General features: G+C 73.2%; 24 protein-coding genes and 1 tRNA gene. 13 read left to right on the top strand and 12 right to left on the bottom strand.

What is annotated here, in order from left to right:
• Window positions 1-3: 3 nt before the first annotated feature.
• Window positions 4-1,296, bottom strand: coding sequence for a DUF2254 domain-containing protein (locus tag ACFYE3_RS13435; RefSeq protein ID WP_387609959.1), 1,293 nt, complete (start codon window positions 1,294-1,296; stop codon window positions 4-6).
• A gap of 120 nt (window positions 1,297-1,416) precedes the next feature.
• On the opposite strand from ACFYE3_RS13435, the gene pstS (ACFYE3_RS13430) reads away from it, so the two are divergent.
• Both pstS (ACFYE3_RS13430) and ACFYE3_RS13425 read left to right on the top strand, forming a co-directional pair.
• Complete coding sequence (pstS, locus tag ACFYE3_RS13430) at window positions 1,417-2,559, top strand: phosphate ABC transporter substrate-binding protein PstS (RefSeq protein ID WP_387609957.1); 1,143 nt, start codon at window positions 1,417-1,419, stop codon at window positions 2,557-2,559.
• A gap of 23 nt (window positions 2,560-2,582) precedes the next feature.
• A complete protein-coding gene (locus ACFYE3_RS13425; protein WP_387609956.1) occupies window positions 2,583-3,653 on the top strand; it encodes an ArsO family NAD(P)H-dependent flavin-containing monooxygenase in 1,071 nt (356 codons plus the stop codon).
• A 19-nt stretch (window positions 3,654-3,672) separates the two neighbouring features.
• Here ACFYE3_RS13425 and ACFYE3_RS13420 read toward each other — a convergent pair whose 3' ends face one another.
• Entirely contained in the window at window positions 3,673-3,897 is a 225-nt protein-coding gene (locus tag ACFYE3_RS13420) for a hypothetical protein (protein ID WP_368832646.1), read from the bottom strand.
• Between the two features lie 154 nt (window positions 3,898-4,051).
• Between ACFYE3_RS13420 and ACFYE3_RS13415 the strand changes: the two genes are divergently transcribed.
• Window positions 4,052-4,306, top strand: coding sequence for a hypothetical protein (locus ACFYE3_RS13415; RefSeq protein WP_368820850.1), 255 nt, complete (start codon window positions 4,052-4,054; stop codon window positions 4,304-4,306).
• A gap of 164 nt (window positions 4,307-4,470) precedes the next feature.
• Window positions 4,471-4,755, top strand: coding sequence for a hypothetical protein (locus ACFYE3_RS13410; RefSeq protein WP_387609954.1), 285 nt, complete (start codon window positions 4,471-4,473; stop codon window positions 4,753-4,755).
• A 104-nt stretch (window positions 4,756-4,859) separates the two neighbouring features.
• Here the strand turns inward: ACFYE3_RS13410 and ACFYE3_RS13405 are convergent.
• Window positions 4,860-4,935 (bottom strand) — tRNA-Lys (locus tag ACFYE3_RS13405).
• A gap of 183 nt (window positions 4,936-5,118) precedes the next feature.
• Between ACFYE3_RS13405 and glsA the strand changes: the two genes are divergently transcribed.
• The 4 genes from glsA (at window position 5,119) to ACFYE3_RS13385 (ending at window position 9,606) form a co-directional block, all read left to right on the top strand.
• Window positions 5,119-6,990 (top strand): glutaminase A, encoded by a 1,872-nt coding sequence (glsA, locus tag ACFYE3_RS13400; RefSeq protein ID WP_387609952.1) that lies wholly within the window; start codon window positions 5,119-5,121, stop codon window positions 6,988-6,990.
• Between the two features lie 43 nt (window positions 6,991-7,033).
• A complete protein-coding gene (locus ACFYE3_RS13395) occupies window positions 7,034-7,678 on the top strand; it encodes a hypothetical protein (protein ID WP_387609950.1) in 645 nt (214 codons plus the stop codon).
• A 292-nt stretch (window positions 7,679-7,970) separates the two neighbouring features.
• Entirely contained in the window at window positions 7,971-8,585 is a 615-nt protein-coding gene (locus tag ACFYE3_RS13390) for a DUF47 domain-containing protein (protein WP_387609948.1), read from the top strand.
• Between the two features lie 43 nt (window positions 8,586-8,628).
• Window positions 8,629-9,606 (top strand): inorganic phosphate transporter, encoded by a 978-nt coding sequence (locus ACFYE3_RS13385; RefSeq protein ID WP_387609946.1) that lies wholly within the window; start codon window positions 8,629-8,631, stop codon window positions 9,604-9,606.
• Between the two features lie 105 nt (window positions 9,607-9,711).
• On the opposite strand, the gene pstB is transcribed toward ACFYE3_RS13385, so the two are convergent.
• The 4 genes from pstB to pstS (ACFYE3_RS13365) form a co-directional block, all read right to left on the bottom strand.
• Window positions 9,712-10,491, bottom strand: coding sequence for a phosphate ABC transporter ATP-binding protein PstB (gene pstB / locus ACFYE3_RS13380; protein ID WP_387609945.1), 780 nt, complete (start codon window positions 10,489-10,491; stop codon window positions 9,712-9,714).
• Between the two features lie 70 nt (window positions 10,492-10,561).
• Window positions 10,562-11,695 carry a phosphate ABC transporter permease PstA gene (pstA, locus tag ACFYE3_RS13375; RefSeq protein ID WP_387609943.1) on the bottom strand — a complete coding sequence of 378 codons (1,134 nt, stop codon included), beginning with the start codon at window positions 11,693-11,695 and terminating at the stop codon, window positions 10,562-10,564.
• Window positions 11,695-12,630 (bottom strand): phosphate ABC transporter permease subunit PstC, encoded by a 936-nt coding sequence (gene pstC / locus ACFYE3_RS13370; protein WP_387609942.1) that lies wholly within the window; start codon window positions 12,628-12,630, stop codon window positions 11,695-11,697. Before pstC ends, pstA begins: the two co-directional genes overlap by 1 nt.
• 175 nt (window positions 12,631-12,805) lie before the next feature.
• Window positions 12,806-13,921, bottom strand: a complete 1,116-nt coding sequence (gene pstS, locus ACFYE3_RS13365; RefSeq protein WP_387609940.1) for a phosphate ABC transporter substrate-binding protein PstS — start codon at window positions 13,919-13,921, stop codon at window positions 12,806-12,808.
• Between the two features lie 302 nt (window positions 13,922-14,223).
• Between pstS (ACFYE3_RS13365) and ACFYE3_RS13360 the strand changes: the two genes are divergently transcribed.
• Complete coding sequence (locus tag ACFYE3_RS13360) at window positions 14,224-15,372, top strand: FUSC family protein (protein WP_387609938.1); 1,149 nt, start codon at window positions 14,224-14,226, stop codon at window positions 15,370-15,372.
• A gap of 28 nt (window positions 15,373-15,400) precedes the next feature.
• Here ACFYE3_RS13360 and ACFYE3_RS13355 read toward each other — a convergent pair whose 3' ends face one another.
• The 3 genes from ACFYE3_RS13355 to arsB form a co-directional block, all read right to left on the bottom strand.
• Window positions 15,401-15,853 (bottom strand): arsenate reductase ArsC, encoded by a 453-nt coding sequence (locus tag ACFYE3_RS13355; protein ID WP_387609936.1) that lies wholly within the window; start codon window positions 15,851-15,853, stop codon window positions 15,401-15,403.
• Between the two features lie 54 nt (window positions 15,854-15,907).
• The gene (locus ACFYE3_RS13350; RefSeq protein WP_387609934.1) at window positions 15,908-16,339 is read right to left on the bottom strand and encodes an arsenate-mycothiol transferase ArsC; all 432 of its coding nucleotides are present in this window, start codon (window positions 16,337-16,339) and stop codon (window positions 15,908-15,910) included.
• A 62-nt stretch (window positions 16,340-16,401) separates the two neighbouring features.
• Entirely contained in the window at window positions 16,402-17,493 is a 1,092-nt protein-coding gene (gene arsB, locus ACFYE3_RS13345) for an ACR3 family arsenite efflux transporter (RefSeq protein ID WP_387609932.1), read from the bottom strand.
• 84 nt (window positions 17,494-17,577) lie between these two features.
• Here arsB and ACFYE3_RS13340 point away from each other — a divergent pair, with 84 nt between their 5' ends.
• Genes ACFYE3_RS13340 through disA form a run of 3 tightly spaced genes read left to right on the top strand, consistent with a single transcriptional unit; the run spans window position 17,578 to window position 20,525 of the window.
• Complete coding sequence (locus tag ACFYE3_RS13340) at window positions 17,578-17,964, top strand: ArsR/SmtB family transcription factor (protein ID WP_368820864.1); 387 nt, start codon at window positions 17,578-17,580, stop codon at window positions 17,962-17,964.
• 49 nt (window positions 17,965-18,013) lie between these two features.
• The gene (gene radA / locus ACFYE3_RS13335) at window positions 18,014-19,441 is read left to right on the top strand and encodes a DNA repair protein RadA (protein WP_387609930.1); all 1,428 of its coding nucleotides are present in this window, start codon (window positions 18,014-18,016) and stop codon (window positions 19,439-19,441) included.
• Window positions 19,442-19,448: 7 nt separating this feature from the next.
• Window positions 19,449-20,525 carry a DNA integrity scanning diadenylate cyclase DisA gene (gene disA, locus ACFYE3_RS13330; protein ID WP_387609929.1) on the top strand — a complete coding sequence of 359 codons (1,077 nt, stop codon included), beginning with the start codon at window positions 19,449-19,451 and terminating at the stop codon, window positions 20,523-20,525.
• Between the two features lie 16 nt (window positions 20,526-20,541).
• On the opposite strand, the gene ACFYE3_RS13325 is transcribed toward disA, so the two are convergent.
• On the bottom strand, window positions 20,542-21,285 hold the full coding sequence (locus ACFYE3_RS13325; protein ID WP_387609927.1) for a hypothetical protein: 744 nt from the start codon (window positions 21,283-21,285) through the stop codon (window positions 20,542-20,544).
• A 24-nt stretch (window positions 21,286-21,309) separates the two neighbouring features.
• Here ACFYE3_RS13325 and ACFYE3_RS13320 point away from each other — a divergent pair, with 24 nt between their 5' ends.
• Window positions 21,310-22,287, top strand: coding sequence for an A/G-specific adenine glycosylase (locus tag ACFYE3_RS13320; protein ID WP_387609925.1), 978 nt, complete (start codon window positions 21,310-21,312; stop codon window positions 22,285-22,287).
• Here the strand turns inward: ACFYE3_RS13320 and ACFYE3_RS13315 are convergent.
• On the bottom strand, window positions 22,271-22,798 hold the full coding sequence (locus ACFYE3_RS13315) for an amino-acid N-acetyltransferase (RefSeq protein WP_368820869.1): 528 nt from the start codon (window positions 22,796-22,798) through the stop codon (window positions 22,271-22,273). The genes ACFYE3_RS13320 and ACFYE3_RS13315 overlap by 17 nt on opposite strands.
• Between the last annotated feature and the right edge of the window lie 37 nt (window positions 22,799-22,835).

Below are 22,835 nucleotides of genomic sequence, written 5' to 3'. Positions count from 1 at the left end.
CGCTCAGTCGGCCGAGCGCAGCCTGACGTGCCGCTCCACCCGGGCGAGGTCCCGGGGGTGCGGTGCGCTGTCCCGGAACCGGTCGAGCAGGACGCCGACGTGCTCGTGGGCCTGCCTCCGCACGGACGGGTGGACGCTCGCCGCCTCGATGCGGGCGGCGAGGTCCACGAGGGCCAGCAGGACGCTCACGTGCCCGGTGGCGTGCGGGCCGATCTGGTCGAACGGCATGTCCACGATCTCCTCGACCCCCACCGTCCCGTAGCGGAGCCGGTGCACGCCGTCGACCACCACCGTGTTCCCCGGGAGGGGGCGGGCCACGGCAGTGACGATCCCGGAGGCGACCTCCTCGACGGCGTTGACCGCGGTGTAGGGGTCGTTGGTGCTCGGGGAGAGGGCGCGCACGGCGAGCTCCACCACCTGCTGCTCCGCGAAGCGGACGTCCTGGAGCGCCGAGCGGGAGTCGCCCACCCGCACGCAGCGCCGCAGCCGGCCCGCGAGCTCCTCGGCCCGGTGCTCGGGCCACACCCGGAACAGCGGCTCCGCCGCCAGGACGTGGTCGCCCACCCGCGGGACGAGCTCGACGACGACGTCACCGGCCTCGGCGTGGTCCCGGAGCCGCTCGAGGTCGACGCTGACGACGTAGCCCACACTGTCCGCCCGGACCTCGCCCCCACCGCTGCGGTGCCCCGCGGTCCGGACCAGCTCCTCCGGCGTCTCCTCCGGGTGCCACCGCTCGATGACGTCCAGCAGGTGCCGGCGCGCACCGTGGACGAGGGTGTCCACCTGCACGGAGTCCGCGATGTGGTGGATGAAGTAGACGACCAGGGCGACGTCCGCGACGGCCATCAGCACCCCGAGGTTGACCGCCAGGTGCGGGACGAACGGCTGCGCGAGGTCGTCGGAGGCCGAGCGGATCGTGCGCAGGACCAGCAGGGTGTAGATGAAGGTGGAGACCAGCACGCCCAGCACCACCTGGTTGCCGCGGTCCGCCATGAAGTTGCGCACCAGCCGGGGACCGTACGTGGAGCTGGCCGTGGCGATCACGGAGATCGTGATGGAGAAGGCGGTCGCGGCCACGCCGAGCATCGACCCGCCGATCGCGGAGAGCATCGACCGGGACCCGTCGATGCCGACGGCGTAGAGCCACGCGATCCACGGGGAGTCCAGGTCCTCGGGCAGCCACCGGTCGACGGCCACGGCGGACTGGGCCAGGACGACGGCGGCGAGCACGCACACGGCGGGCACGAACCAGAACCTGTCGAACACCCGGCGCCAGGAGCCGGAGAGCTTTTCCATGAGCTCACCCTAGACCGGCCCTGCGCACCGGTGGCGGTAGGCTGGGCGCCCGGACCCGCGCACCCGCGGGCGCGCGACCTCCCTGACGCCCCACCCTGACCGCTCCGAGGAGACCTCCCCATGCTCAACGCTTCGCGACCGCCCCGACGGACCAGGACCGCTCGGGTGCTGCGGGCCGGCGCGGCGCCGGCCCTGGTCCTGGCGGCGCTGACCGGGTGCGGCTCCGACTACCCCCTCGGCGAGGAGCAGCGCCGGGCCGCGGAGGAGGGCGGCTCGGACCTGTCCGGGATCCTCACCGGCGTGGGGTCCTCGGCGCAGAACGCCGCCATGCTGACGTGGCGCAGCGGCTTCGAGTCGATGCACCCGGACGCGCAGGTGCAGTACCTCTCCGCGGGCTCCGGCGCGGGGCGCAGCGCGCTCGTGGGCGGCGGCACCGACTTCGCCGGCTCGGACGCCTACCTGGACGAGGAGGAGCAGGCCGAGGTCCGCGACTTCTGCGGTCCCGGGGGCGCGCTGAACATCCCCGTCTACATCTCCCCGATCAGCGTGGCCTTCAACCTCCCGGGCGTCCAGGAGCTCGACCTCGACGCCGGGACCATCGCGGGCATCTTCCGCCACGAGATCACCCGGTGGGACGACCCGGCGATCGCCGCCCAGAACCCCGGCGTGGAGCTGCCCGATCTGCCGATCACGCCCATCGCCCGTGCGGACGACTCGGGGACGACCGAGAACTTCACCGACTACCTGCACTCGGTGGTCCCCGAGGTGTGGACGGACGAGGAGGACGGCGGCTGGCCGGCGGGGCTCCCCACGGAGCGCTCCCAGGGCAACGCCGGGGTCGTGAGCCTCACGGCGGAGACCGAGGGCGCCGTCACCTACGCGGACGACTCGCTCGTGGACGAGTCCCTCGGCAAGGCCAGGGTGAAGGTCGGCTCCGAGTACGTGGCCGTGTCCGGCGAGGCGGCCGGCACCGCGGTCGGCGAGGCCACCCGGGTGGAGGGCACGGGTCCGCACGACATCGCCCTCGAGCTTGACCGCGAGCCGGACGCGGCCGGGGCCTATCCGGTGGTCCTGGTCTCCTACCACATCTACTGCAGCAGCTACGCGGACCCGGAGGTCCTCGAACTGGCCAAGGAGTTCGGGCACTACGTGGTCAGCGAGGAGGGCCAGCAGGCCTCCTCGGAGGCCGTCAAGAGCGCCCCGCTGCCGGAGAACCTGACCGCCGAGGCGCAGGCCGCCCTCGACTCGATCAGCCTCCGCTGACCGCTCGGGACGGGAGCGCGGGCGTGGGCGAGGACGTGGGCGAGGTCCTCGACGTCGCGGTGGTGGGCGCCGGGCAGGCCGGGCTGGCCGTGGGCTACTACCTCCGGCGCACCGGCCTGTCGTTCGCGCTGCTCGACGAGCAGGAGGCGCCGGGCGGGGCGTGGCGGCACGTCTGGCCGTCGCTGCGGCTCTTCTCCCCCGCGGGGTACTCGTCGCTGCCCGGGCACCCGATGCCGGACACGGGCGGGGCCGCCCCGGACGCCGGGCACGTCGTCGACTACCTGTCCCGGTACGAGGAGCGCTACGGGCTGCCCGTCCGGCGGCCGGTCCGGGTGCGGGCCGTGCACCGCGACGGGGTGGGCTTCCGCCTGGTGACGGACGACGGCGAGCTGCGGGCGCGCGCCGTCGTGAGCGCCACCGGAACGTGGTCGCAGCCGTTCTGGCCCGTCCTGCCCGGGCAGCGGGAGTTCCGGGGCGAGCAGGTGCACAGCGCCCACTACGACGGACCGGAACGGTACCGCGGCCGCCGCGTGCTCGTGGTGGGCGGGGCGAACTCCGGGGCGCAGATCGCCGCCGAGCTCGCCGAGGCGAGCGAGCTGACGTGGTGCACGAACGCCCCGCCCCGCCACCTCCCCGACGAGGTCGACGGGCGCGAGCCGTTCCGCGTGGCCACGCTGCGCGCCCAGGCCCTCGCCGCGGGCCGCCCGGATCCCGGCGGGGTGGCGAGCCTCGGCGACGTGGTGGCCGTCCCCTCCGTGCGCCGCGCCCGCGAGGCCGGGGTGCTCGCCCCCCTGCCGATGTTCACGCGGTTCACCGCGCACGGCGTGGTCCTGGCGGACGGCCGGGAGCAGCCGGTGGGCGCCGTCGTCTGGTGCACCGGGTTCCGCCCGGCCCTGCGGCACCTCCGGCCTCTGCACCTGCGGGAGGACGACGGGCGGATCCGCACCGACGGCACGGCCTCCACCCGGGCGCCCGGTCTGCACCTCGTGGGGTACGGGGACTGGACGGGTCCCGGATCGGCGACCCTCATCGGCGTGGGCCGCTCGGCGCGGGACACGGTCGCGGCGGTGGGCAAGCGGCTCGCCGGCGGCTGACGCCCGCCCCGGCGGCGCCCTAGGCCGGATCGTCGGGGCCGGTGTCCTCCGGGCGGCGGTCCCGCCGGACGAAGCGGACCACCCGGACGGCGATCAGCCCGGCCCAGAGCAGCAGCAGGACGAACACGAGGGCGCTGAACACCCCGTCCTCCGAGGACCAGGTGAGGAGCTGGCCCGCGAGCAGCAGCACCGCGGTCGCGGACAGGAGGACGAGTGCGGTGCGCTCGCTGCTTCGCTCGGACATGGCGGCTCCTGCCGGTCGGCGTCCTGGTCCTCGGATCCTCGCACATCCCGGGGGCGTGCGTCCTGCCGGGAGCGGGGCCGACCTGTCGTCCTTCTCCCGCAGCGGCGGTCCGCACCGCTACCGTGGAGTGGTCCCCGACAGAGAGGCTCCTCCGATGCGCCGCACCCTTCCCGCCGTGGCCCTGCTCGTGCTGACACTGACCGGGTGCGACGACCGGCCGGAGGAGGTGGAGAGCACTCCCGGCGTCTCCCCCACCTCCTTCAGCCCTCCTCCCCCGGTCACCGCCACCCCGCCCCCGACGCCTGACGGCGTGCCGACGGATCCCGGGACCGGGTCCGCGGCTCCCGCGCCGGACCAGCCGGGCCCCGAGTCGGTCCCCACTCCCTCCGAGCAGCTCGACGGGCAGTAGGCGGCCCCGGCGGGGCTGCGTCGTCGCCGGGCAGGACAAAAGTGCAGGGGATGCCGACGGACGTCTACACCTCGATCCCTCGGCGACACGCGCACGCCGCGCGGACACGCGGGACCTCATATGCATAAACATGGGCATACCCCCTCTCCCTGGAAGGCACCCCCATGTACGAGAACACCGCTCTCGTTCCCCGCCCCCGCTGGGCGACCCGTCAGGAGCTGACCGATCCCGAGACGGTCACCAACTCACGGGAGCTGCCCACCCGGTCCCTCGCCGGCCCGTCACCGGTCGCGCTCCTGGAGACCTGGGAGGTCATCACCACCGCGGACGGCTCCTACGCCCACCGCGACGGCCTCGTCCTGCACATCGGCCACGAGGCGTGGACCGTGGAGCAGGCCAGAGCCCTGCGCGACCGCATCGGCGAGGCCCTCGCCCTGCTCGACCAGTAGCACGGTCGGCGCCGCCGCGCTGCCCCGCGCCCCGGGGCACCCGGTGCGGGCAGGGAAAGAACCCCACCAGCCCCGGTCGCACCGGCAGTGATGGGGTTCTCCTCTGGTGGGCCCCGTGGGGCTCGAACCCACGACCCATGGATTAAAAGTCCACTGCTCTACCAACTGAGCTAGAGGCCCGTGCTCCACCGGCGGGCACGGGGCGCGGCCGGTCCGGAGCGGGCACCACTCTACCGCACGGTCCAGCCCGGAGCCGGTGCGCGCCGCCCGGGGCGACCCGCGCCGGAGGTGCACAGCCGCCTGACGGTTAGAGTGGTGGGCAGTTCCGTGCCACCCACGCCCACCCCGACCGGAGGACCGACCGTGCCGCACCCGAGCACCGAGGAAGAAGCACGCGCGGAGACGGGGCTCTTCGGCCCGTCGGCCGTCACCGAGTACCTCGAGCAGGTGGTGGAGCAGCTGCGGGACGTCCGCGGCGGCGAGCCCAGCTCCTCCGTCCCCGCCCTGGCGGGAGCCGACACCGAGCGCTTCGGCATCGTCATCGCCACCGCGGACGGCCACGTGTACGAGGCGGGCAGCACGCGGGACGAGTTCAGCATCCAGTCGATCTCCAAGGCGTTCACCTACGCCCTCGCCCTCTCCGACCTCGGGGCGGAGGCCGTGCACGCGAAGATGGACGTGGAGCCGAGCGGGGACGCCTACAACGAGATCTCCCTCCAGCCCGGCAGCGGGCGCCCCGCCAACCCCATGATCAACGCCGGTGCGATCGCCTCGACGTGGCTCGTCCCCGACAGCGACCGCGACCTGCGCCGGGACCGGATCCGCGGCGCCTACTCCCGGTGCGCGGGCCGGGACCTGGCGATCAGTCCCGAGGTCCTCTCCCAGGAGCACGACGCCGGGGACCGCAACCGCGCCCTCGGCTACCTCCTGGCCTCCGCCGGCATCATCGAGGGGGACCCGACCCAGGGCCTCGAGGACTACTTCGCCCAGTGCTCGGTGCTGATCACGTGCCGCGACCTCGCCCTGATGGGTGCGACCCTCGCCAACGCCGGCACGAACCCGCTGACCGGGGACGAGGTCTTCGACGTCGACACGGTCTCCCGGGTGCTCTCCGTCATGAGCTCCTGCGGGATGTACGACGACGCCGGCGAGTGGATGGTCCGGGTGGGCCTGCCCGCGAAGTCCGGGGTGGGCGGTGGCATCATCGCCGTCCTGCCCGGGGAGCTGGCCGTGGCCACCTTCTCCCCGGCGCTGGACCGGCACGGCAACAGCGTGCGCGGGGTGCTCGCGTGCGAGCGGCTCTCCCAGGACCTGGACCTGCACTTCACGCACACCGCCCGGGTGGCCCACTCCACGGTCCGCGCCAGCTACCCGATCGACCAGTCCCCGTCGCTGGTGCGCCGCAACGCCGAGGCGGAGGCGGTGCTGGCCGAGCACGGCAGGGACGGCGTCGTCGTGGAGCTCCAGGGCGACCTGCTGTTCACGGGCACGGAGACCGCGATCCGCACGGTCCGCGACGTCGCCTACGACGCCTCGTACGTGGTGGTGGACATGCGCCGCGTGGACGTGATCGCCGAGTACGCGATGCCGCTCCTGGCCAAGACCCGCGCCGAGCTGCACGCGGCGGGCCGCACCGTGGTGGCGGTCGCCAGCGACCCGGGCTTCGCCGGATCCTTCCGGGGCGAGCCGCCGCTCGAGGTGTTCCCCAGCCGGGCCGCGGCCATCAAGTGGGTCGAGGACCGGCTGCTCGAGGAGCACGGCGGACCGGAGTGCACCCCGTCCCGGGTGAAGCCCGTGGAGTCCGAGCTGCTCTCCCGGCTGGACCCCGAGGACGCCCGCGACCTCCGCGCACGGACCGTCGAGCGGACCTGGGCGGCCGGGGAGAACATCCTGCGCACGGGGCAGAACTTCGCCGGCATCCACCTCATCGTCAGCGGGAGCGTGTCGATGTCCCTGCGCACGCCCACCGGCGAGCGCGTCGAGCTGCAGGTCCTCGGCCCGGGGATGAGCTTCGGGGAGCTCGCCCTGGGCACCGGGGACAAGCAGCACGTGACCCTGAGCGCCGTCACCGACGTCACCGCGCGGGTGCTGCCCCCGCAGGCGCTCGCGGAGATCGAGCAGGAGGAGCCCGCCCTGGGGATGCGGCTGTGGAAGGCGCTGGCCCGGGACGGCTTCGAACGGGCCGACCAGCAGTGGCGGGACGCGGCGGTGCACGCCTCGGCCAGCGACTGGTGAGCGCTCCGTGGCCCGCCGCCGGCCACGGCCGTACGCTGGACGCATGAGCGACGTGCCCCGCCACCACAAGCCGGTGAAGTTCTCCCCGGAGCAGTTCGAAGCGCACGAGGGCGGGCCCGACCCGGCCCGCGTCTCCGAGGCGGCCCACCTCGCCGCCCACGCCCTCGTCTCCCGCGGGCGCGCCAGCGACGATCCCGAGATCAGCCGGCGGCTCATCGAGCTGACCGACGAGCAGGGCCTGGAGGGGATCGCCGAGATGTGGGCGGAGGCCCCGGCGGTGTCCCTGCCCGGGGCCCTGTGGCGGCTCTACGCCCTGCGGGCGGGGGTGCGGAAGGACCCGGTGCGGATGGGCCGCTACTTCACGGCCGGACGGGGCACCGCCCAGGTCTCCCACGTGGTGGCCGGCGTCGCGGAGCCCCCCGGGGCGGACGAGATCACCTCGATGGCGGACGCGATCCTCTCCGGGGCGTTCAACGGGGAGTTCGACGTCGCCCTGGACCGGTTCGCGGCGTTCTGCCGCGTGATCGCCCTCGGCCGGATCCGGCTGGCGGACACCGGGCAGATGCCGGTCGTGGACCCGGACGCGGCACGGGCGCCGAGCACCGTGGCCCTCACCCAGCGGCTCGAGCGGACCGCGGAGGAGCTCGAGGCCGCGGCGCACCAGTGGCGCCGCGGCCACCTCGACTGAGCCCCGCCGTCCCGGCGGCTGCGCGCCCGGCCGTGCGGGAGCCCACAGCCGCAGGACTTGGCCCCACGCGCCCGTCGACTACCATGGACCCCAGGTGCCGGGCCGCGGCAGCCCCGGGCTCCATCACATAGCCGCCACGAGCGGCCTTCCGCCGAGAGGCGCTCCCGGTCCGGCACCGCCCTCCCCCTCTTCCCGGGACCGCCGGCCGCCCGCGGGCCGTTCGACGGCCCCGTGTACAGTGAGACCCGCCGTGCTCCGCGGCGCAGGTCCCGACGCCCAGGACGGTCAGCACATGGCGCTTCGCATCTTCCCGGAGGACGAGCTGGTCCTGGACCTGCTGGCCGACATGTCGGGACAGGTGACGGAGAGCGTGCGGCTCCTGTCCGAGCTGCTGGGCTCCCCCGAGGCCGACGTCGCGACCCTCGACGCGGTCCGCGAGTGCGAGGCCCGGTCCACGGACCTGTACTTCTCCGTGATGACCACGGTGCGCTCCACGTTCGTGATCCCCATCCCCCGGCAGGACGTCTACATCCTGGGGCACTGGCTCAACAAGGCCGCGGAGGAGCTGCTGGCGGTCGCGGAGGCGCACGTCGCCTACGGACTCACCCGGCCGCCCTCGTACGCCACGGACCAGCTCGGGGTGATCGAGCGGATGTCCGAGCTCACCACCCGGGCGATGCGCGACCTCGGCAGCCTCCAGGGCCTGGACGACTACTGGTACGAGATGCTGCGGCTGGGCAAGCAGTCCGAGCGCATCTACCAGCTGCACATGGGTCACCTGCTCGAGAACCACAAGGCGATCCCCGCGATGCGGCGGGAGCGCGCCGTCCGGCGCTTCGCCGGGGCCTCCCGGGCCCTGGTGCGGGTCTCCACCGAGGTGGGCCGCATCGTCGTGGCGGAGTCCTGACTCCGTGCTGACGGCCCTGACAGTCCTGGGGATCGTCCTGACCGTGACCCACACCGTCGTCAACGGTTTCCACGACGCCCCCAACGCCCTCGCCCTGCCGGTGCGCTTCCGCGCCCTCACCCCCCGGGTGGGCCTGGTGTTCACCGCCCTCGTCAACGTGGCCGGCGTGTGGGCCGCCGCGTACCTGCTCGCGGACTGGGTCATCACGGGCGTCCCGGTGCCGCACGACGTGGTCGGCTCCGCGACGATCGTCTGCGCCCTGGTGACCACGATCGGCTGGAACCTGCTCACCTGGTGGTGGGGCATGCCCAGCTCGTCGACCACCGCACTGGCCGGCGGGCTGCTCGGCGCCCTGCTGGGCGCCCGCGCGGTGGGGCTCGTGGCGGAGAACCCGCTCACGGCCACGGCCCTCTACCAGGTCGTCGTGCCCCTCGTGCTGGCGCCGCTGGTCGCCTACGCCGCGGCCTGGGTGCTCGTGGTGCCCCTGCGGCACGCGCTGCGCCACTCCGAGCCGGACGCCACCACCTTCCGTTCCCGGCTCGTCCTGGCCATCGGCGCGGCGGCCGTCTCCTTCGGGCACGGCATCCACCACGGTCGCCGGGCCGTCTGGGTCTTCGCGACGCTGATGCTGTGCGCGGGCCTCCAGGACCCGCTGGCGGACGGTGCCGCACCGTGGCCCTTCCTGGTCGTCGCGGCCGGGCTGGCCGCGGGCACCCTGTTCGGGGCCTGGCGGATCGCCTACACGCTGTCCTCCCGGATGATCACGATCGACCCGTTCCGCGGCGCGGTGGCCCAGGGCGTGGCGGGGACCCTGCTGTTCCTGGGCGGGACGCTGATCCCCGTGCCGATGTCCACGTCCCAGACCACGGCCGCCGCGATCCTCGGCGCGGGGCGCCAGCAGCGCTTCCACACGGTCAACGTCCGGGTGGTGCGGCGGGTCCTCCTGGTGTGGGTCCTCACCGTCCCGGTGTGCGCAACGCTCTCCGGGACGCTCCTGCTCGCCCTCTCGCCGCTGCTGTAGGGCCCCGGGACCCCGCACCCAGGTCGGGAGCCCCGACGACGACGACGGGCGCCGGTCACCTCCGCGGAGGTGACCGGCGCCCGTCGTCGTCGCGTGCGAGCCGGCTCAGCCGAAGCGGCCGGACACGTAGTCCTCCGTCTGCTTCTCCCGGGGGTTGCTGAAGATCTCGGAGGTGGGGCCGTACTCGATGAGCTTGCCCGGCTTGCCGGTGCCCTGGATGTTGAAGAACGCGGTCCGGTCCGAGATGCGCGCGGCCTGCTGCATGTTGTGGGTCACGATCACCACGGTGTAGTCCTGCTTGAGCTCGTTGATCAGGTCCTCGATCGCCAGCGTGGAGATCGGGTCGAGGGCGGAGGCCGGCTCGTCCATGAGGATCACCTCGGGCTTCACGGCGATCGCCCGGGCGATGCACAGGCGCTGCTGCTGGCCGCCGGAGAGGCTCGAGCCCGGCTTGTCGAGGCGGTCCTTGACCTCGTTCCAGAGGTTCGCCCCTCGGAGCGAGCCCTCCGTGAGATCGTCGGCGTCACCGCGCGAGATCCGCTTGCTGTTGAGCTTCACCCCCGCGAGCACGTTGTCGCGGATGGACATGGTGGGGAACGGGTTGGGGCGCTGGAAGACCATCCCGATCATGGAGCGCACCACCACGGGGTCCACGCCGGGGCCGTAGAGGTCCTCCCCGTCGAGGAGCACCTGGCCCTCGGCGCGGGCGCCGGGAATGACCTCGTGCATGCGGTTGAGGGTGCGCAGGAAGGTCGACTTGCCGCAGCCGGACGGGCCGATGAACGCGGTCACCGACCGGGCGTCGATGCCCATCCTGACGTCCTCGACGGCCAGGAAGTCGCCGTAGTAGACATTGAGGTGGTCGACGTCGATTCGCTTGGACATGTGTGTTCCTTGCTTCTTTCTCGCAGGGGTGCGTGCGGGAGGTGCGTGCGGGAGCGGGGTGCGGCGCGCGTCAGCGGCCGGCTGCCTTGGGGGCGAACGCCCTCGCGACCAGCCGGGCGACGAGGTTGAGCAGCATCACGATCAGGATCAGCAGCAGCGCCGCGGCCCACGCGCGCTGCTGCGAGGGGTCGGGGCTCGTCGGGGACGTGGGCGTCATGATCTGGTAGTAGATGAACGTGGGCAGCGTGGTCATCCACCCGGAGAACGAGTTCCAGTTGATGGCGGTCGCGAAGCCGGCGGTGACGAGCAGCGGGGCCGTCTCCCCGATCACGCGGGCGATCGCCAGGGTCACGCCGGAGGCGATGCCGGAGATCGCGGTGGGGATCACCACCTTGAGGATCGTCCGCCACTTGCGCACGCCCAGGGCGTAGGCGGCCTCGCGCAGCTCGTTGGGGACGATCTTCAGCATCTCCTCGGTGTTCTTCACGACCGTGGGGATCATCAGCACGGTCAGCGCGACCGCCGCCACGAAGCCGAAGCGGGTGGACGGGCCGAACAGCAGTCCGAAGAGGGCCGCGGCGAACAGGCCCGCCACGATGGAGGGGATGCCCGTCATGACGTCCACGAAGAACGTGATGCCGCGCCCCAGCCAGCCGCCCCGCGAGTACTCCACGAGGTAGACGGCCGTCAGCAGGCCGATGGGGACCGACAGGAGGGTGGCCCAGAAGGTGATGGACACGGTGCCCACAATCGCGTGGTACGCGCCGCCCAGCACCGGGCCGTCCCCCGCGGCCGCGGCGTTGTCCGTGGCGCCGGTGACACCGTTCATGGACGTCAGCAGCAGGTTGGAGGTCAGTCCGGGGAGCCCGTTGGCGAGCACCGTCCAGACCACGGAGATCAGCGGGATCACCGCCAGGACGAACGCCGTGTAGACGAGGTAGGTCATCAGGGAGTCCGCGCCCTTGCGCCCGCCCTCGATCACCGAGACGACGACCGGCGCGGCGACCAGGAAGACCGCGGCGGCGAGGACGGCCCAGAGGGCCGTGGAGAAGCCCAGGAGGGCCGCGAGGGCGGCCCCCACCACGACGGCGCCGGCGCCGATCACGGGCACCAGCCACGCCGGCTTCTGGTTGCGGGTGAGCATCGACCGGCGGGGCGAGGAGGGACGCACGGGCGTGGGACTGCGGAAGGCGGTGGAGGACATCAGTTGGCTCCCGAGAATTCCTTGTAGCGGGCGACGATGGCGCGGGCGATCATGTTCACGATCAGGGTGATGACGAACAGGATCAGGCCCGCGGCGATGAGCTCGGACAGCCGCAGGCCGTAGGCCTCCGGGAAGTTGAGGGCGATCTCCGCCGCGATGGTCTGGTTGCCCGACTGCACGAGCGAGGAGGTGAGCGGGCCGCTCGAGAGCACCAGGGCCACCGCCATGGTCTCACCCAGCGCGCGGCCGAGGGCGAGCATCACGGCGGAGACGATGCCCGGGCGGGCGAAGGGCAGCACCGTCATCCGGATCATCTCCCACCGGGTGGCGCCGAGGGCCAGTGCGGCCTCCTCGTGGAGCTTCGGGGTCTGCACGAACAGCTCCCGGGACATCGCCGTGATGATCGGCAGGATCATGATGGCCAGCACGATCCCGGCCGTGAGCATGGTCTTGCCGGTCTGGGACGCCGGGCCGCTGAAGATCGGCACGAACCCGAGGTTGGTCGACAGCCAGTCGTAGAAGGGCACCACGGAGGAGGCCAGGACCGTGGTGCCCCAGGCTCCGTAGATCACCGACGGGATCGCCGCCAGCAGGTCGATGACGTAGCCCACGGGCTTGGCGATCCGTGCCGGCGCGTAGTGGGAGATGTACAGGGCCACCAGCACGCCGATCGGGGTGGCGATCACCAGGGCGATCACGGCCGCGATCACCGTGCCGATGACCATCGGCCAGATGTAGGACCAGAAGCCGGCCCCGCCGGAGATCTCCTCGGCCGGGGCCTGGAAGGTGGGCAGCGCCTGCAGGAACAGGAACAGCGCCACGGCCGCCAGGACGGCGAGGATCAGCACGCCGGCCCCGAGGCTGAGCCCGGAGAAGATCGAGTCGCCCGCCTTGCCGCCGGCGGCGGTCTTCCTGGTGGTGACGGTGGTGGACATGTCGGGTGCCCCTTCGATTGCCTGACACGGATGGCGCCGGGACGGGGTGGTGCCCCGGCGCGTGGGTCCGGTGACGCGCCTCACGGGGAAGTCGCCTCACACACGAATGTCCCGTTCGGCGCGGGCACGGGCGGGAGTGCCCGGGCCCGCACCGAACGGGACCAGCGGAACTGGATCAGCCGGCGACCGTGATCTGGTCGATCGCCTCCTGCGCGGCGGTGCGCAGGTTCTCGGACATGGGAGCGGAACCGGCGGCCTCGGCCGCCGCCTGCTGCCCCTCCTCGCTGATGACGTACTCGCCGAACGCCTTGGCGAGATCAGCGGTCTCCTGGGAATCGTACTGCGGGCAGAAGATCTCGTAGGACACGAGCACGATCGGGTAGGTCCCGGACTCGGTGGTGTCGCGCTTCAGGTCCATCGCCATGTCGTACTCGGCGCGGCCCTCGACCGGGGCGGAGTTCTCGACGGCGGCGGAGGCCGCCTCCGGGGAGTACTCCACGTACTCCTCGCCGACGCCCACGGCCACGGTGCCCAGGTCGCCCACGGCGGAGGCGTCCGCGTAGGTGATGGCGCCCTCGGTGGCGTTGGTGGACTGCACCACGCCGGCGGTGCCCTTGTTGTTCTCCGCCGCCCACTGGGACGGCCAGTTGCCGGAGACCTCCTCGGTCCACACCCCGGGGGCGGCCGCGGCCAGGTACTCCTGGAAGTTCTCGGTGGTGCCGGACTCGTCGTTGCGGTGCACCACGGTGATCGGGGTCTCGGGCAGCTCCGCCTCGGGGTTCTGCTCGGCGATGGCCGGGTCGTTCCACCGGGTGATCTCGCCGGTGAAGACCTGGGCGATGGTCTCGCCGTCCATGTTCACGGTGTCGACGCCGGGCAGGTTGAAGGCCACCGCGATCGGGGAGATGTAGGCCGGGACGTGGAAGCCTCCGTCGGGGCCGCAGATCTCCTTGGACGCCTCGTACTCCTCGTCGTCGAGGTACGCGTCGGAACCGGCGAAGTCCGTGCCGCCGGCGGTGAAGGCCTCGCGGCCGGCGCCGGAGCCGTCCGGGGAGTACTGCACCGTGGCCTCGGGGTTGGCCTCCTGGAAGCCGTTCTGCCACGCGGTCATCGCGGCGTTCTGCGCGGACGAGCCCGTACCGGTCAGCGTGCCGGAGACTCCGGCGCCGGCGGCTGAGGTCTCGGCGGAACCGGTTCCCTCCCCCGTGGCGTTGTCGGAACCGCACGCGGTGAGTGCGAGCGAGCCGATGGCGAGAACGGCTGCAGAACGGCCGAGGTGGGAAACCTTCACTTGAATAGCCCCTTCAGATCACAGTGGTGCCCCGTCGAGGGGCCGTCGTTCGAGGTGGCGCCGGCAGAGCTCCGGGCCGGTGCAAGAGGTGGGTCTGCGGTCGACCCGCGGACCTCTCACCGAGAGACGCTAGGGAGCGCAGGTGGCCAGATTGACCCGCGAAGGTGAACGGAGGGTGAACACCGGCCGCCGCAGCCGTGCCGGAGTTGCACATCTCACACCGCACTTGCCCGTTCCCGGCCCGGTCCGGGGGCTCCGTCCCGCACGCCGGCGGCCTCGCGCCGCTCGCCTAGGATGGCCCCATGCAGCCAGGCAACCGTGCGCGAGCCGCGGCCCGCGCGGTGCGCAGCCGCACCCGGATCGGCCTCACCCGGGTCCGGACGGGCCTGCTCCAGAGCTTCCAGATCACGGTCGCCAGCGTCGGCGCCTATGTGATCGCCGAGCAGCTGCTGGGCCACTCCGGGCCCATCTTCGCGGCCACCGCCGCCCTCGTGGCCCTGGGCTTCGCGAAGGACGGGCTCCGCTACCGGCGGGTCCTCGAGGTCTCGATCGGCTGCACCCTCGGCATCGCCGTGGGCGACACGCTGATCCACGTCCTGGGCACGGGCGTGTGGCAGGCCGGCGTGGTCCTCATGACCTCGATCCTGCTCGCCCGCTTCCTGGACAACGGCACGCTGTTCACCACCCAGATGGGACTGCAGTCCGTGCTCGTGGTCCTGCTGCCGCCGTCCCAGGACGGGGTCTTCGCCCGTTCCACGGACGCGGTGGTGGGCGGGCTGTGCGCCCTGGCCATGGCCTACTTCGTGCCCACGGACCCGCGGAGCCAGCCGCGCCAGGGCCTGCGGGCGCTCGTCGACGAGTTCTCCGGGGTGCTCCGGGAGGCGAGCCGGGCCATGGAGGACTACGACGCCACCGCCGCCTGGCACGCTCTCGTGCGTGCCCGGCAGACCCAGCCGCTGGTGGACTCGGTGACGTCCGGGCTGAAGTCCGCCCTCGAGATCGCCACGGCCTCCCCGCTGTACCGCGGCCGCCGCGCGGAGATCGAGGGGATCGCCCACTCCATCCGCTACCTGGACCTCGCCGTGCGCAACGCCCGGGTCCTCGCCCGCCGCCTGGCCTCCGTGCTCAACCACGTGACGCTCTCGGACGAGGCCGTGGCCGCGATGAGCGACGCCCTCGAGGACCTCGCGGACGCCGTCGTCACGCTGGGCAACGCGCTCGCGGTGGCCTCCCCCGGGTCCCGGGAGAGCTATCTGCGCCAGGCCCGCAACGAGCTGGCGAACGTGGCCGGGCGCCTGCACCCCGGGCAGATGGGGGTGCGCACCATGGAGGGCGAGACCCTGGTGCTGGACATGCGCCCGATGGTCGTGGACCTGCTCGAGGCGGCCGGGATGACCCACGACGAGGCGCGCGCCCAGCTCCCCCGGCTCGAGGGCTGGGACCGCGCCTGACCACGTCCCGTCCCGCTCGACCGGCCCCTCACCCGGCGGTGCCGCCGGGCAGCAGCTCGGAGATCAGCTGCTGGATCCGGTTCTTGATGTCGTCGCGGATCGGGCGCACGGACGCCACGCCCTTCCCGGCCGGGTCCTCCAGCGCCCAGTCCTCGTACCGCTTGCCCGGGTAGAACGGGCACGCGTCGCCGCAGCCCATGGTGATGACCACGTCGGAGTCCTGCACGGCCTCGTCGGTGAGGATTTTGGGGGTCTCGGCGCTCATGTCGATGCCCTCCTCGGCCATCGCCTCCACGGCGGCCGGGTTCACGGCGTCCACCGGGGCGGAGCCGGCCGAGCGCACCTCGATGCGCCCTGCGGAGAGGTGGGTCAGGTAGGCGGCGGCCATCTGGGAGCGCCCGGCGTTGTGCACGCACACGAACAGGACCGACGGCTTGTCCGTGGTCTCGGCGGGGGTCGCGGAAGTGGGCTCAGCAGTCATCGGGATCATCCGTTCCGTCGCAACGAGAAGAGGGTGGGTGAGGGGCGTGAAAACTCAGGCGGGGTTGCCGTCGGTGAGTTCGGTGAGCAGCCGCCGGACCCGCGCGTCGATGTCGTCGCGGACCAGGCGCATCCGCTCGGCGCCCTCGATCCCGCGCGCGGAGGGCTCGTTGGTGTGCCAGGTCTCGATGCTCCCGCTCATCCCCTCGACCGGTTCGACCTCCGCCTCGCTGCCCAGGACCACGACGCGGTCCACGGTGCGCAGCAGCCCGGGGTCGACGGGCTTGGGGCGCCCGGAGGACATGTCGGCGCCGACCTCGGCGACGACCTCGGCGGACAGGGCGTTGACGGCCTTGCCGGGCCGGGTGCCGGCGGAGTGGGCCTCCACGGCGCCTCGGGCGTGGAGATCCATGAGGGCGGCGGCCATCTGGGACTTGCCGCCGTTCTTGGCGCACACGAACAGGACGGAGGGCGTGGTGCTGGTCATCGGGGCTCCTGGATCGGGGAGGGCGGGCGGTGACGGGTCCGGGTGAGCGGGGCGGGGCCGGGTCAGCGGGTCGGGACGGTGCGGTCGCCGGGGAAGAGCCTGCGCCCCGCCCACAGGGACACGTACACGAGGCCGACCAGGACCGGGACCTCGATGAGCGGGCCGACCACCCCGGCCAGGGCCTGTCCGGAGGTGACCCCGAAGGTGCCGATGGCCACGGCGATGGCGAGCTCGAAGTTGTTGCCGGCGGCGGTGAACGCCACGGTGGTGGACTTCGCGTAGTTCAGTCCCAGCGCCCGGGAGGCCAGCAGGGCCACGCCGAACATCAGGAAGAAGTAGACGACCAGGGGCAGGGCGATCCGGGCCACGTCCCAGGGGTTCGAGGTGATGGCGTCGCCCTGCAGGGCAAAGAGCAGCACGATGGTGAACAGCAGGCCGTACAGGGCCCAGGGCCCCAGCCTCGGCAGGAACGTGCCCTCGTACCACTCCCGGCCCCTGGCCTTCTCGCCCAGGGCGCGGGTGAGGAACCCGGCCACCAGCGGGATGCCCAGGAACACCAGCACCGAGATCACGATGGACCACACGGAGAACTCGGCCGAGGTGGTCGGCAGGCCCAGCCAGGCGGGCAGGACCTGGAGGTAGAACCAGCCCAGGGCGCCGAAGGCGACGACCTGGAAGACGGAGTTGATCGCCACCAGCACCGCGGCGGCCTCCCGGTCCCCGCAGGCGAGGTCGTTCCAGATGAGGACCATCGCGATGCAGCGGGCCAGCCCCACGATGATGAGCCCGGTCCGGTACTCCGGCAGGTCGGGCAGGAAGATCCAGGCCAGGGCGAACATCAGGACCGGGCCCACGATCCAGTTCAGCGCCAGGGAGGCGCCCATGAGGCGCCGGTCGGCGGCGATGCGGCGGGTCTCGTCGTAGCGGACCTTGGCCAGGACGGGGTACATCATCACCAGGAGCCCGATCGCGATGGGCACGGACACCTCCCCGATCCGCACGGCCTCGAGGGCGGTGTCCAGACCCGGGACGAAGCGTCCCAGGAGCAGGCCGGCGACCATGGCGGCGACGATCCAGACGGGCAGCCAGCGGTCGAGGAAGGACAGGTCCTTCATCACCCCCTGGGAGGCGGCGGGGGCGGTGGTGGTGCTCATGGGCGGGAGGACCTCTTCACATCGACGGGCATCTATCCCGCACGATACGTCTCGCATCGACAGTCGTCAATGTAGGATGGGGGGATGACTCTCGCACCGGACCTCGACAGCACGGTCACCGCCCGGGCCGCGGGTCGGTGCTCCCCCGGCGCGCCGGCCACGGAGTGCTGCTCGCTCTCGGGCGGGCCCATGGGCCCCGACGACGCCCGGCGCGTGGCGGGCCTGCTCAAGGCCCTGGCCGACCCCACCCGGCTGCGCCTGCTGTCCCACGTGGCCGCTCAGGGCTGCGACACCGTGTGCGTGTGCAGCCTCACCGACGACCTCGGCATCAGCCAGCCCACGGTCAGCCACCACATGAAGAAGCTCGTCGACGCCGGGCTGCTCACCCGCGAGCAGCGGGGCAAGTGGGCGCACTACTCCGTGGTGCCCGAGGCGTTCGCGGACCTGCGCGCCTTCCTCGACCTGGGCTGAGCCGGCCGCGGCGCTTGGGGCGTCCGACGCGGCGGCTAGCCTGGACGCCATGAGCACCCGCACCCGCCGCAACTCCCCCGCCTACCGCTGCTCCGAGTGCGGCTGGAGCACGGCCAAGTGGGTGGGCCGGTGCGGGGAGTGCCAGGCGTGGGGCACGGTCGAGGAGATCGGCGAGCACAAGGCCCGCACCACGGCCGCCCGGTCGATCGCCGAGCCCGCCCGTCCCATCGCCCAGGTGGACGCCACCGTGGCGGCCTCGGCGCCCACCGGGGTGCCCGAGCTGGACCGGGTCCTCGGCGGCGGACTGGTCCCCGGCGCGGTCGTGCTGATGGCGGGCGAGCCCGGGGTCGGGAAGTCGACGCTGCTGCTCGACGTCGCCGCGCGCTTCGCGGAGGGCACGGGCGAGGGCACCCGCGACGTCCTCTACGTCACGGGCGAGGAGTCCGCGGCGCAGGTGAAGCTGCGCGCGGACCGGATCGACGCCGTGGCCCCCACCCTGTACCTCACGGCCGAGACGGACCTGGCCACGGCGCTGGGCCACATCGAGAAGATCTCCCCCCGCCTGCTCGTGGTCGACTCCGTGCAGACGCTGGCCAGCGCCGAGGTCGAGGGCTCCGCGGGCGGGGTGACGCAGGTCCGCGAGGTCGCCGCCTCCCTGATCGCCGCGGCCAAGAAGCGGAACATGACCACGCTGCTCGTGGGCCACGTGACCAAGGACGGCTCCATCGCCGGGCCCCGGCTGCTCGAGCACCTCGTGGACGTCGTGTGCCAGTTCGAGGGCGAGAAGCACTCCCGGATCCGGCTGCTGCGGGCGGTGAAGAACCGCTACGGCCCCACGGACGAGGTCGGCTGCTTCGACCTCACCGAGACCGGGATCACGAGCGTGGAGGACCCCTCGGGCCTGTTCGTCTCCCGCACGGCCCTGCCGGTCTCCGGCACGTGCCTCACGGTGACCCTCGAGGGCCGCCGGCCGCTCCTCGCCGAGGTGCAGGCGCTGCTGGACCGTTCCTCCACCGCCCAGCCCCGGCGGGCCACCGCCGGTCTGGACTCCTCGAGGGTCGCCATGCTGCTCGCCGTCCTGCAGCGGCGGGCCGGCGTGAACCTGGCCGGGCTGGACTGCTACGTCTCCACGGTCGGCGGCGTGAAGCTCACCGAGCCGTCCACCGACCTCGCCGTGGCCATGGCGCTGGCCTCGGCCGCGCAGGACCGGCCCCTGCCGCAGCGCCTGGTGTGCTTCGGGGAGGTGGGGCTCGCCGGCGAGGTGCGTCCCGTCCCGGGCATCGGGCGCCGCATCCAGGAGGTCGCCCGGCTGGGCTTCACCCACGCGGTCGTGCCCGCGAGCCCCACCGGGCCGGGGCCGGTCCCGGCGGGCTTCACCGTCCGGGAGGTGACCACCATCAGCGACGCCATGGAGCTGCTCTTCCCCCGGTCCGCCGCCGCGCCCGCCCGGAAACGGCAGACCGCCGCGGCCGTATGATGTGACCGTGGCGAAGACCCCTGAGAACGCACTGCGCAAGACGCTGGCCCGCATCGCGCCCGGCACCGAACTGCGCACCGGTCTCGAGCGGATCCTGCGCGGACGCACGGGCGGGCTGATCGTGCTCGGCTTCGACCGGTCGGTCGAAGCCATCTGCTCCGGCGGCTTCGACATCGACACCGACTGCTCCGCGCCCAGGCTGCGGGAGCTGGCCAAGATGGACGGCGCCATCATCTGCGACCGGGACGCCACCCGCATCCTCAAGGCCGGGGTCCAGCTCGTGCCCGACCCCTCGATCGGCACCACGGAGTCCGGCACCCGGCACCGGTCCGCGGAGCGCACCGCCAAGGAGACCGGAGTGCCGGTGATCTCCGTGAGCCAGTCCATGAGCGTCATCACGATCTACGTGGGCGAGACCCGCTACGCCATCGAGGGCTCCCAGTCGATCATGGCCCGCGCCAACCAGGCCCTGCAGACCCTCGAGCACTACAGCCACCGGATGGAGCAGGTGCTCGGCGCCCTCTCCTCGCTCGAGATCGAGGCGTCCGTGACGGTGCGGGACGTCGCCCTGACCCTCCAGCGCATGGAGATGGTCCGGCGGATCTCCTCGGAGATCGGCTGGTACGTGCTCGAGCTCGGCGTGGACGGGCGGCTCATCGCCCTGCAGCTCGAGGAGCTCACGGCGGGCACCGGCCCGGGGCCGGACGTGGTGCTGCGCGACTACCTGCCCGACAGCACCCCCGCGGAGGGCATCGAGGAGGGGCTGGGACGTCTCGCCGAGCTCAACCCCACGGAGCTCATCGACCTGCAGCGGATCGCGGTGTCGGTGGGGCTCCTCGAGCCGCAGGGCAGCCTCGAGACGGACCTGCACCCGCACGGCTACCGGCTGCTGGAGGGCATCAAGTCCATGCCGCGGGCGGTGGCCAACCGGCTCGTGCGCCAGTTCGACGGCCTGCAGTCCCTGATGGCCGCCAACCTCGAGGACCTCAAGGCGGTCGAGGGCATCGGCGAGCAGCGCGCCCGCACGGTGCGCGAGTCCCTCTCCCGGATGGCCGAGACCAGCCTGCTCGAACGCTTCATGTGAGCCGCGCGCGGCGCGCTCACTCCAGGACGAACGGCACGGGCTCCGCGGTGCGCTCCCCGAGGGAGGTCACGAGGCGGTAGTAGCCGGCCTGGGCCTCGCCCCCCGCCTCCGCGCAGCCCTCGGCGGTGCGCAGACGGTTCCACGTCAGCCGGGCGCTCTGCTCCTGCCCGGGCCCGATCGTCACCTCCGCGTCCTCGGAGCCGGCCTGGCAGTGCCTGCTGTCGAAGACGGTGTCCGCCCCCGAGCTCACCTCGTAGACCATCCGGGACGTGCCCGCGTTGACGCGGCAGGGGTCCGCCCCCGTGTTCTCCAGGGTCAGCACGAGGACCGGCTCCACGTCCTCGGGGTAGCTCTCCCGGTCCGTGGACGCCCGCACGGCGAGGTCGGGCCCGCACTCCTCGACCGGGCCCTCCGTGGCGGCCGCGGACGGCGACCCGGACGCCGACGCGCTCTCGTCCGGCCGCGGCGTGAAGTCCGCGAAGGGCTCCTCCGAGGCCGCGGCGGCCGAGGCGGTGGCCTCGTCCGGGGCCGGGGCCCCGTCCGCCTCCCCGGGACCCAGCATGCCCGCGACGGCCGAGACCAGCCCCACGGCCACGAGCAGGAGCAGGACACCCGCCGCGAGGGCCGCCACGAGCCGGCGGCGCCGGTACACCTCGGGGCTCAGGCGCCGGGTTCCGGGGTCGCGGGGAGCTCGTCCGTCGTCGTCGTGACCGTTCCCCGACCGTCCGTGGGGGGTGCTCCCGGAACCCTTCTGCGCCATCCCCCCAGGCTACAGTGGACTCCGATGAGCTCCCCGCACCCTGCCCCGCCGGCCGCCGCGGACCCCGGCCTGCCGGGCCTGCACCAGGCCGTGACCGACTGGTTCGACGACGCCGCCCGGGACCTGCCGTGGCGGGACCCGGCCTGCTCCCCGTGGGGGGTCATGGTCAGCGAGTTCATGCTCCAGCAGACGCCCGTGGTGCGCGTGCTGCCCGTGTGGCGGGCGTGGATGCAGCGCTGGCCGCGGCCCGCGGACCTCGCGGCCGAGAGCACCGGCGAGGCCGTGCGCGCGTGGGGCCGGCTCGGCTATCCGCGGCGGGCCCTGCGGCTGCACGCGGCCGCCGTCCGGATCACCGAGCACCACGCGGGCCGGGTGCCGGCCGGGCACGAGCAGCTGCTGGCCCTGCCCGGCGTGGGCGCCTACACGGCCGCCGCGATCGCGGTCTTCGCCTTCGGGGACCGGCAGACCGTGGTGGACACGAACATCCGCCGCGTGCACGCCCGGGTGGTCACGGGGCGGGCCCTGCCGTCGCGGTCGCTGACGGCCGCGGAACTGCGGCTCGCGGAGGAGCTGATGCCCGCCGAGGACGCCCTGGCCGTGCGCTGGAACCAGGCGGTCATGGAGCTCGGAGCCCTCGTCTGCACGGCCCGCTCCCCCCGGTGCGAGCAGTGCCCGGTGCGGAACGCGTGCGCGTGGGTCGCCGCGGGCCGGCCCGAGCCCGTCGAGGCGCCCCGGGGGCAGAGCTGGCACGGCACGGACCGCCAGGTCCGCGGGGCGATCATGGCGGTGCTGCGGGCCGGGACCACGCCGGTGCCGGCGCGCCACCTCACGGGTCCCGTGGACGTCGCGACGGGCGCGGACCTGCCGCCGGAGGCGTTGCGGGCCCTGGACGCGCTGCACGGTCTGGGCGCCCCGGAGGAGCAGCGGCTGCGCGCCCTGGACGGGCTGGTGCGGGACGGGCTGGCCGTCGCCGGACCGGCCGGGGTCAGCCTTCCGGGCTGAGCTCGAGCAGCATCCGGGTGTTGCCGAGGGTGTTCGGCTTCACGCGGGCCAGGTCGAGGTACTCGGCCACGCCCTCGTCGTGCGAGCGCAGCAGCTCGGCGAACACGTCGGGGTGCACCTGGTTCTGGTTGGGCATGACCTCGAAGCCGTACCTGCTGAAGAAGTCGACCTCGAAGGTCAGGCAGAACACCCGCGAGACCCCCACGGCGCGGGCCCGCTCGATCAGCCCGGCCAGCAGCGTGCGCCCCACCCCCCGGCCCCGCCACTCGTCGGAGGTGGCGAGGGTCCGGACCTCGCCCAGGTCCTCCCACATGACGTGCAGGGCGCCGCAGCCGATGAGGCCGGCCTCCTCGTCGCCGACCGCCTCCACCACCAGGAACTCCTGGATGCCCTCGTAGTAGGCGACCGTGTCCTTGTTGATCAGCACCCCGGCGCGCGCCAGCGGTGCCACGAGGTCCTTGATGGCGGGGACGTCGGAGGTGCGGGCGGGTCGCAGGCGAAGGTCGGTCACGCCCCCAAGTGTACGCTTGCGAACTCCGCCGCCCCGC

It is taken from the genome of Kocuria arenosa, assembly GCF_042879215.1.
In the GTDB taxonomy this organism is placed as follows: Bacteria; Actinomycetota; Actinomycetes; order Actinomycetales; family Micrococcaceae; genus Kocuria; species Kocuria arenosa.
This window is presented reverse-complemented; position numbering and strand designations above follow the sequence as displayed.

Bases quoted from the DNA above. Each gene is read 5' to 3' on its own strand.
- pstA (WP_387609943.1), bottom strand. From the start codon at position 11,695: ATGTCCTCCACCGCCTTCCGCAGTCCCACGCCCGTGCGTCCCTCCTCG.
- ACFYE3_RS13410 (WP_387609954.1), top strand. From the start codon at position 4,471: ATGTACGAGAACACCGCTCTCGTTCCCCGCCCCCGCTGGGCGACCCGT.
- ACFYE3_RS13420 (WP_368832646.1), bottom strand. From the start codon at position 3,897: ATGTCCGAGCGAAGCAGCGAGCGCACCGCACTCGTCCTCCTGTCCGCG.
- radA (WP_387609930.1), top strand. From the start codon at position 18,014: ATGAGCACCCGCACCCGCCGCAACTCCCCCGCCTACCGCTGCTCCGAG.
- ACFYE3_RS13390 (WP_387609948.1), top strand. From the start codon at position 7,971: ATGGCGCTTCGCATCTTCCCGGAGGACGAGCTGGTCCTGGACCTGCTG.
- ACFYE3_RS13415 (WP_368820850.1), top strand. From the start codon at position 4,052: ATGCGCCGCACCCTTCCCGCCGTGGCCCTGCTCGTGCTGACACTGACC.
- ACFYE3_RS13355 (WP_387609936.1), bottom strand. From the start codon at position 15,853: ATGACTGCTGAGCCCACTTCCGCGACCCCCGCCGAGACCACGGACAAG.
- ACFYE3_RS13435 (WP_387609959.1), bottom strand. From the start codon at position 1,296: ATGGAAAAGCTCTCCGGCTCCTGGCGCCGGGTGTTCGACAGGTTCTGG.
- ACFYE3_RS13340 (WP_368820864.1), top strand. From the start codon at position 17,578: ATGACTCTCGCACCGGACCTCGACAGCACGGTCACCGCCCGGGCCGCG.
- ACFYE3_RS13395 (WP_387609950.1), top strand. From the start codon at position 7,034: ATGAGCGACGTGCCCCGCCACCACAAGCCGGTGAAGTTCTCCCCGGAG.
- ACFYE3_RS13320 (WP_387609925.1), top strand. From the start codon at position 21,310: ATGAGCTCCCCGCACCCTGCCCCGCCGGCCGCCGCGGACCCCGGCCTG.
- pstC (WP_387609942.1), bottom strand. From the start codon at position 12,630: ATGTCCACCACCGTCACCACCAGGAAGACCGCCGCCGGCGGCAAGGCG.
- ACFYE3_RS13325 (WP_387609927.1), bottom strand. From the start codon at position 21,285: ATGGCGCAGAAGGGTTCCGGGAGCACCCCCCACGGACGGTCGGGGAAC.
- ACFYE3_RS13350 (WP_387609934.1), bottom strand. From the start codon at position 16,339: ATGACCAGCACCACGCCCTCCGTCCTGTTCGTGTGCGCCAAGAACGGC.
- pstS (WP_387609957.1), top strand. From the start codon at position 1,417: ATGCTCAACGCTTCGCGACCGCCCCGACGGACCAGGACCGCTCGGGTG.
- pstB (WP_387609945.1), bottom strand. From the start codon at position 10,491: ATGTCCAAGCGAATCGACGTCGACCACCTCAATGTCTACTACGGCGAC.
- arsB (WP_387609932.1), bottom strand. From the start codon at position 17,493: ATGAGCACCACCACCGCCCCCGCCGCCTCCCAGGGGGTGATGAAGGAC.
- ACFYE3_RS13360 (WP_387609938.1), top strand. From the start codon at position 14,224: ATGCAGCCAGGCAACCGTGCGCGAGCCGCGGCCCGCGCGGTGCGCAGC.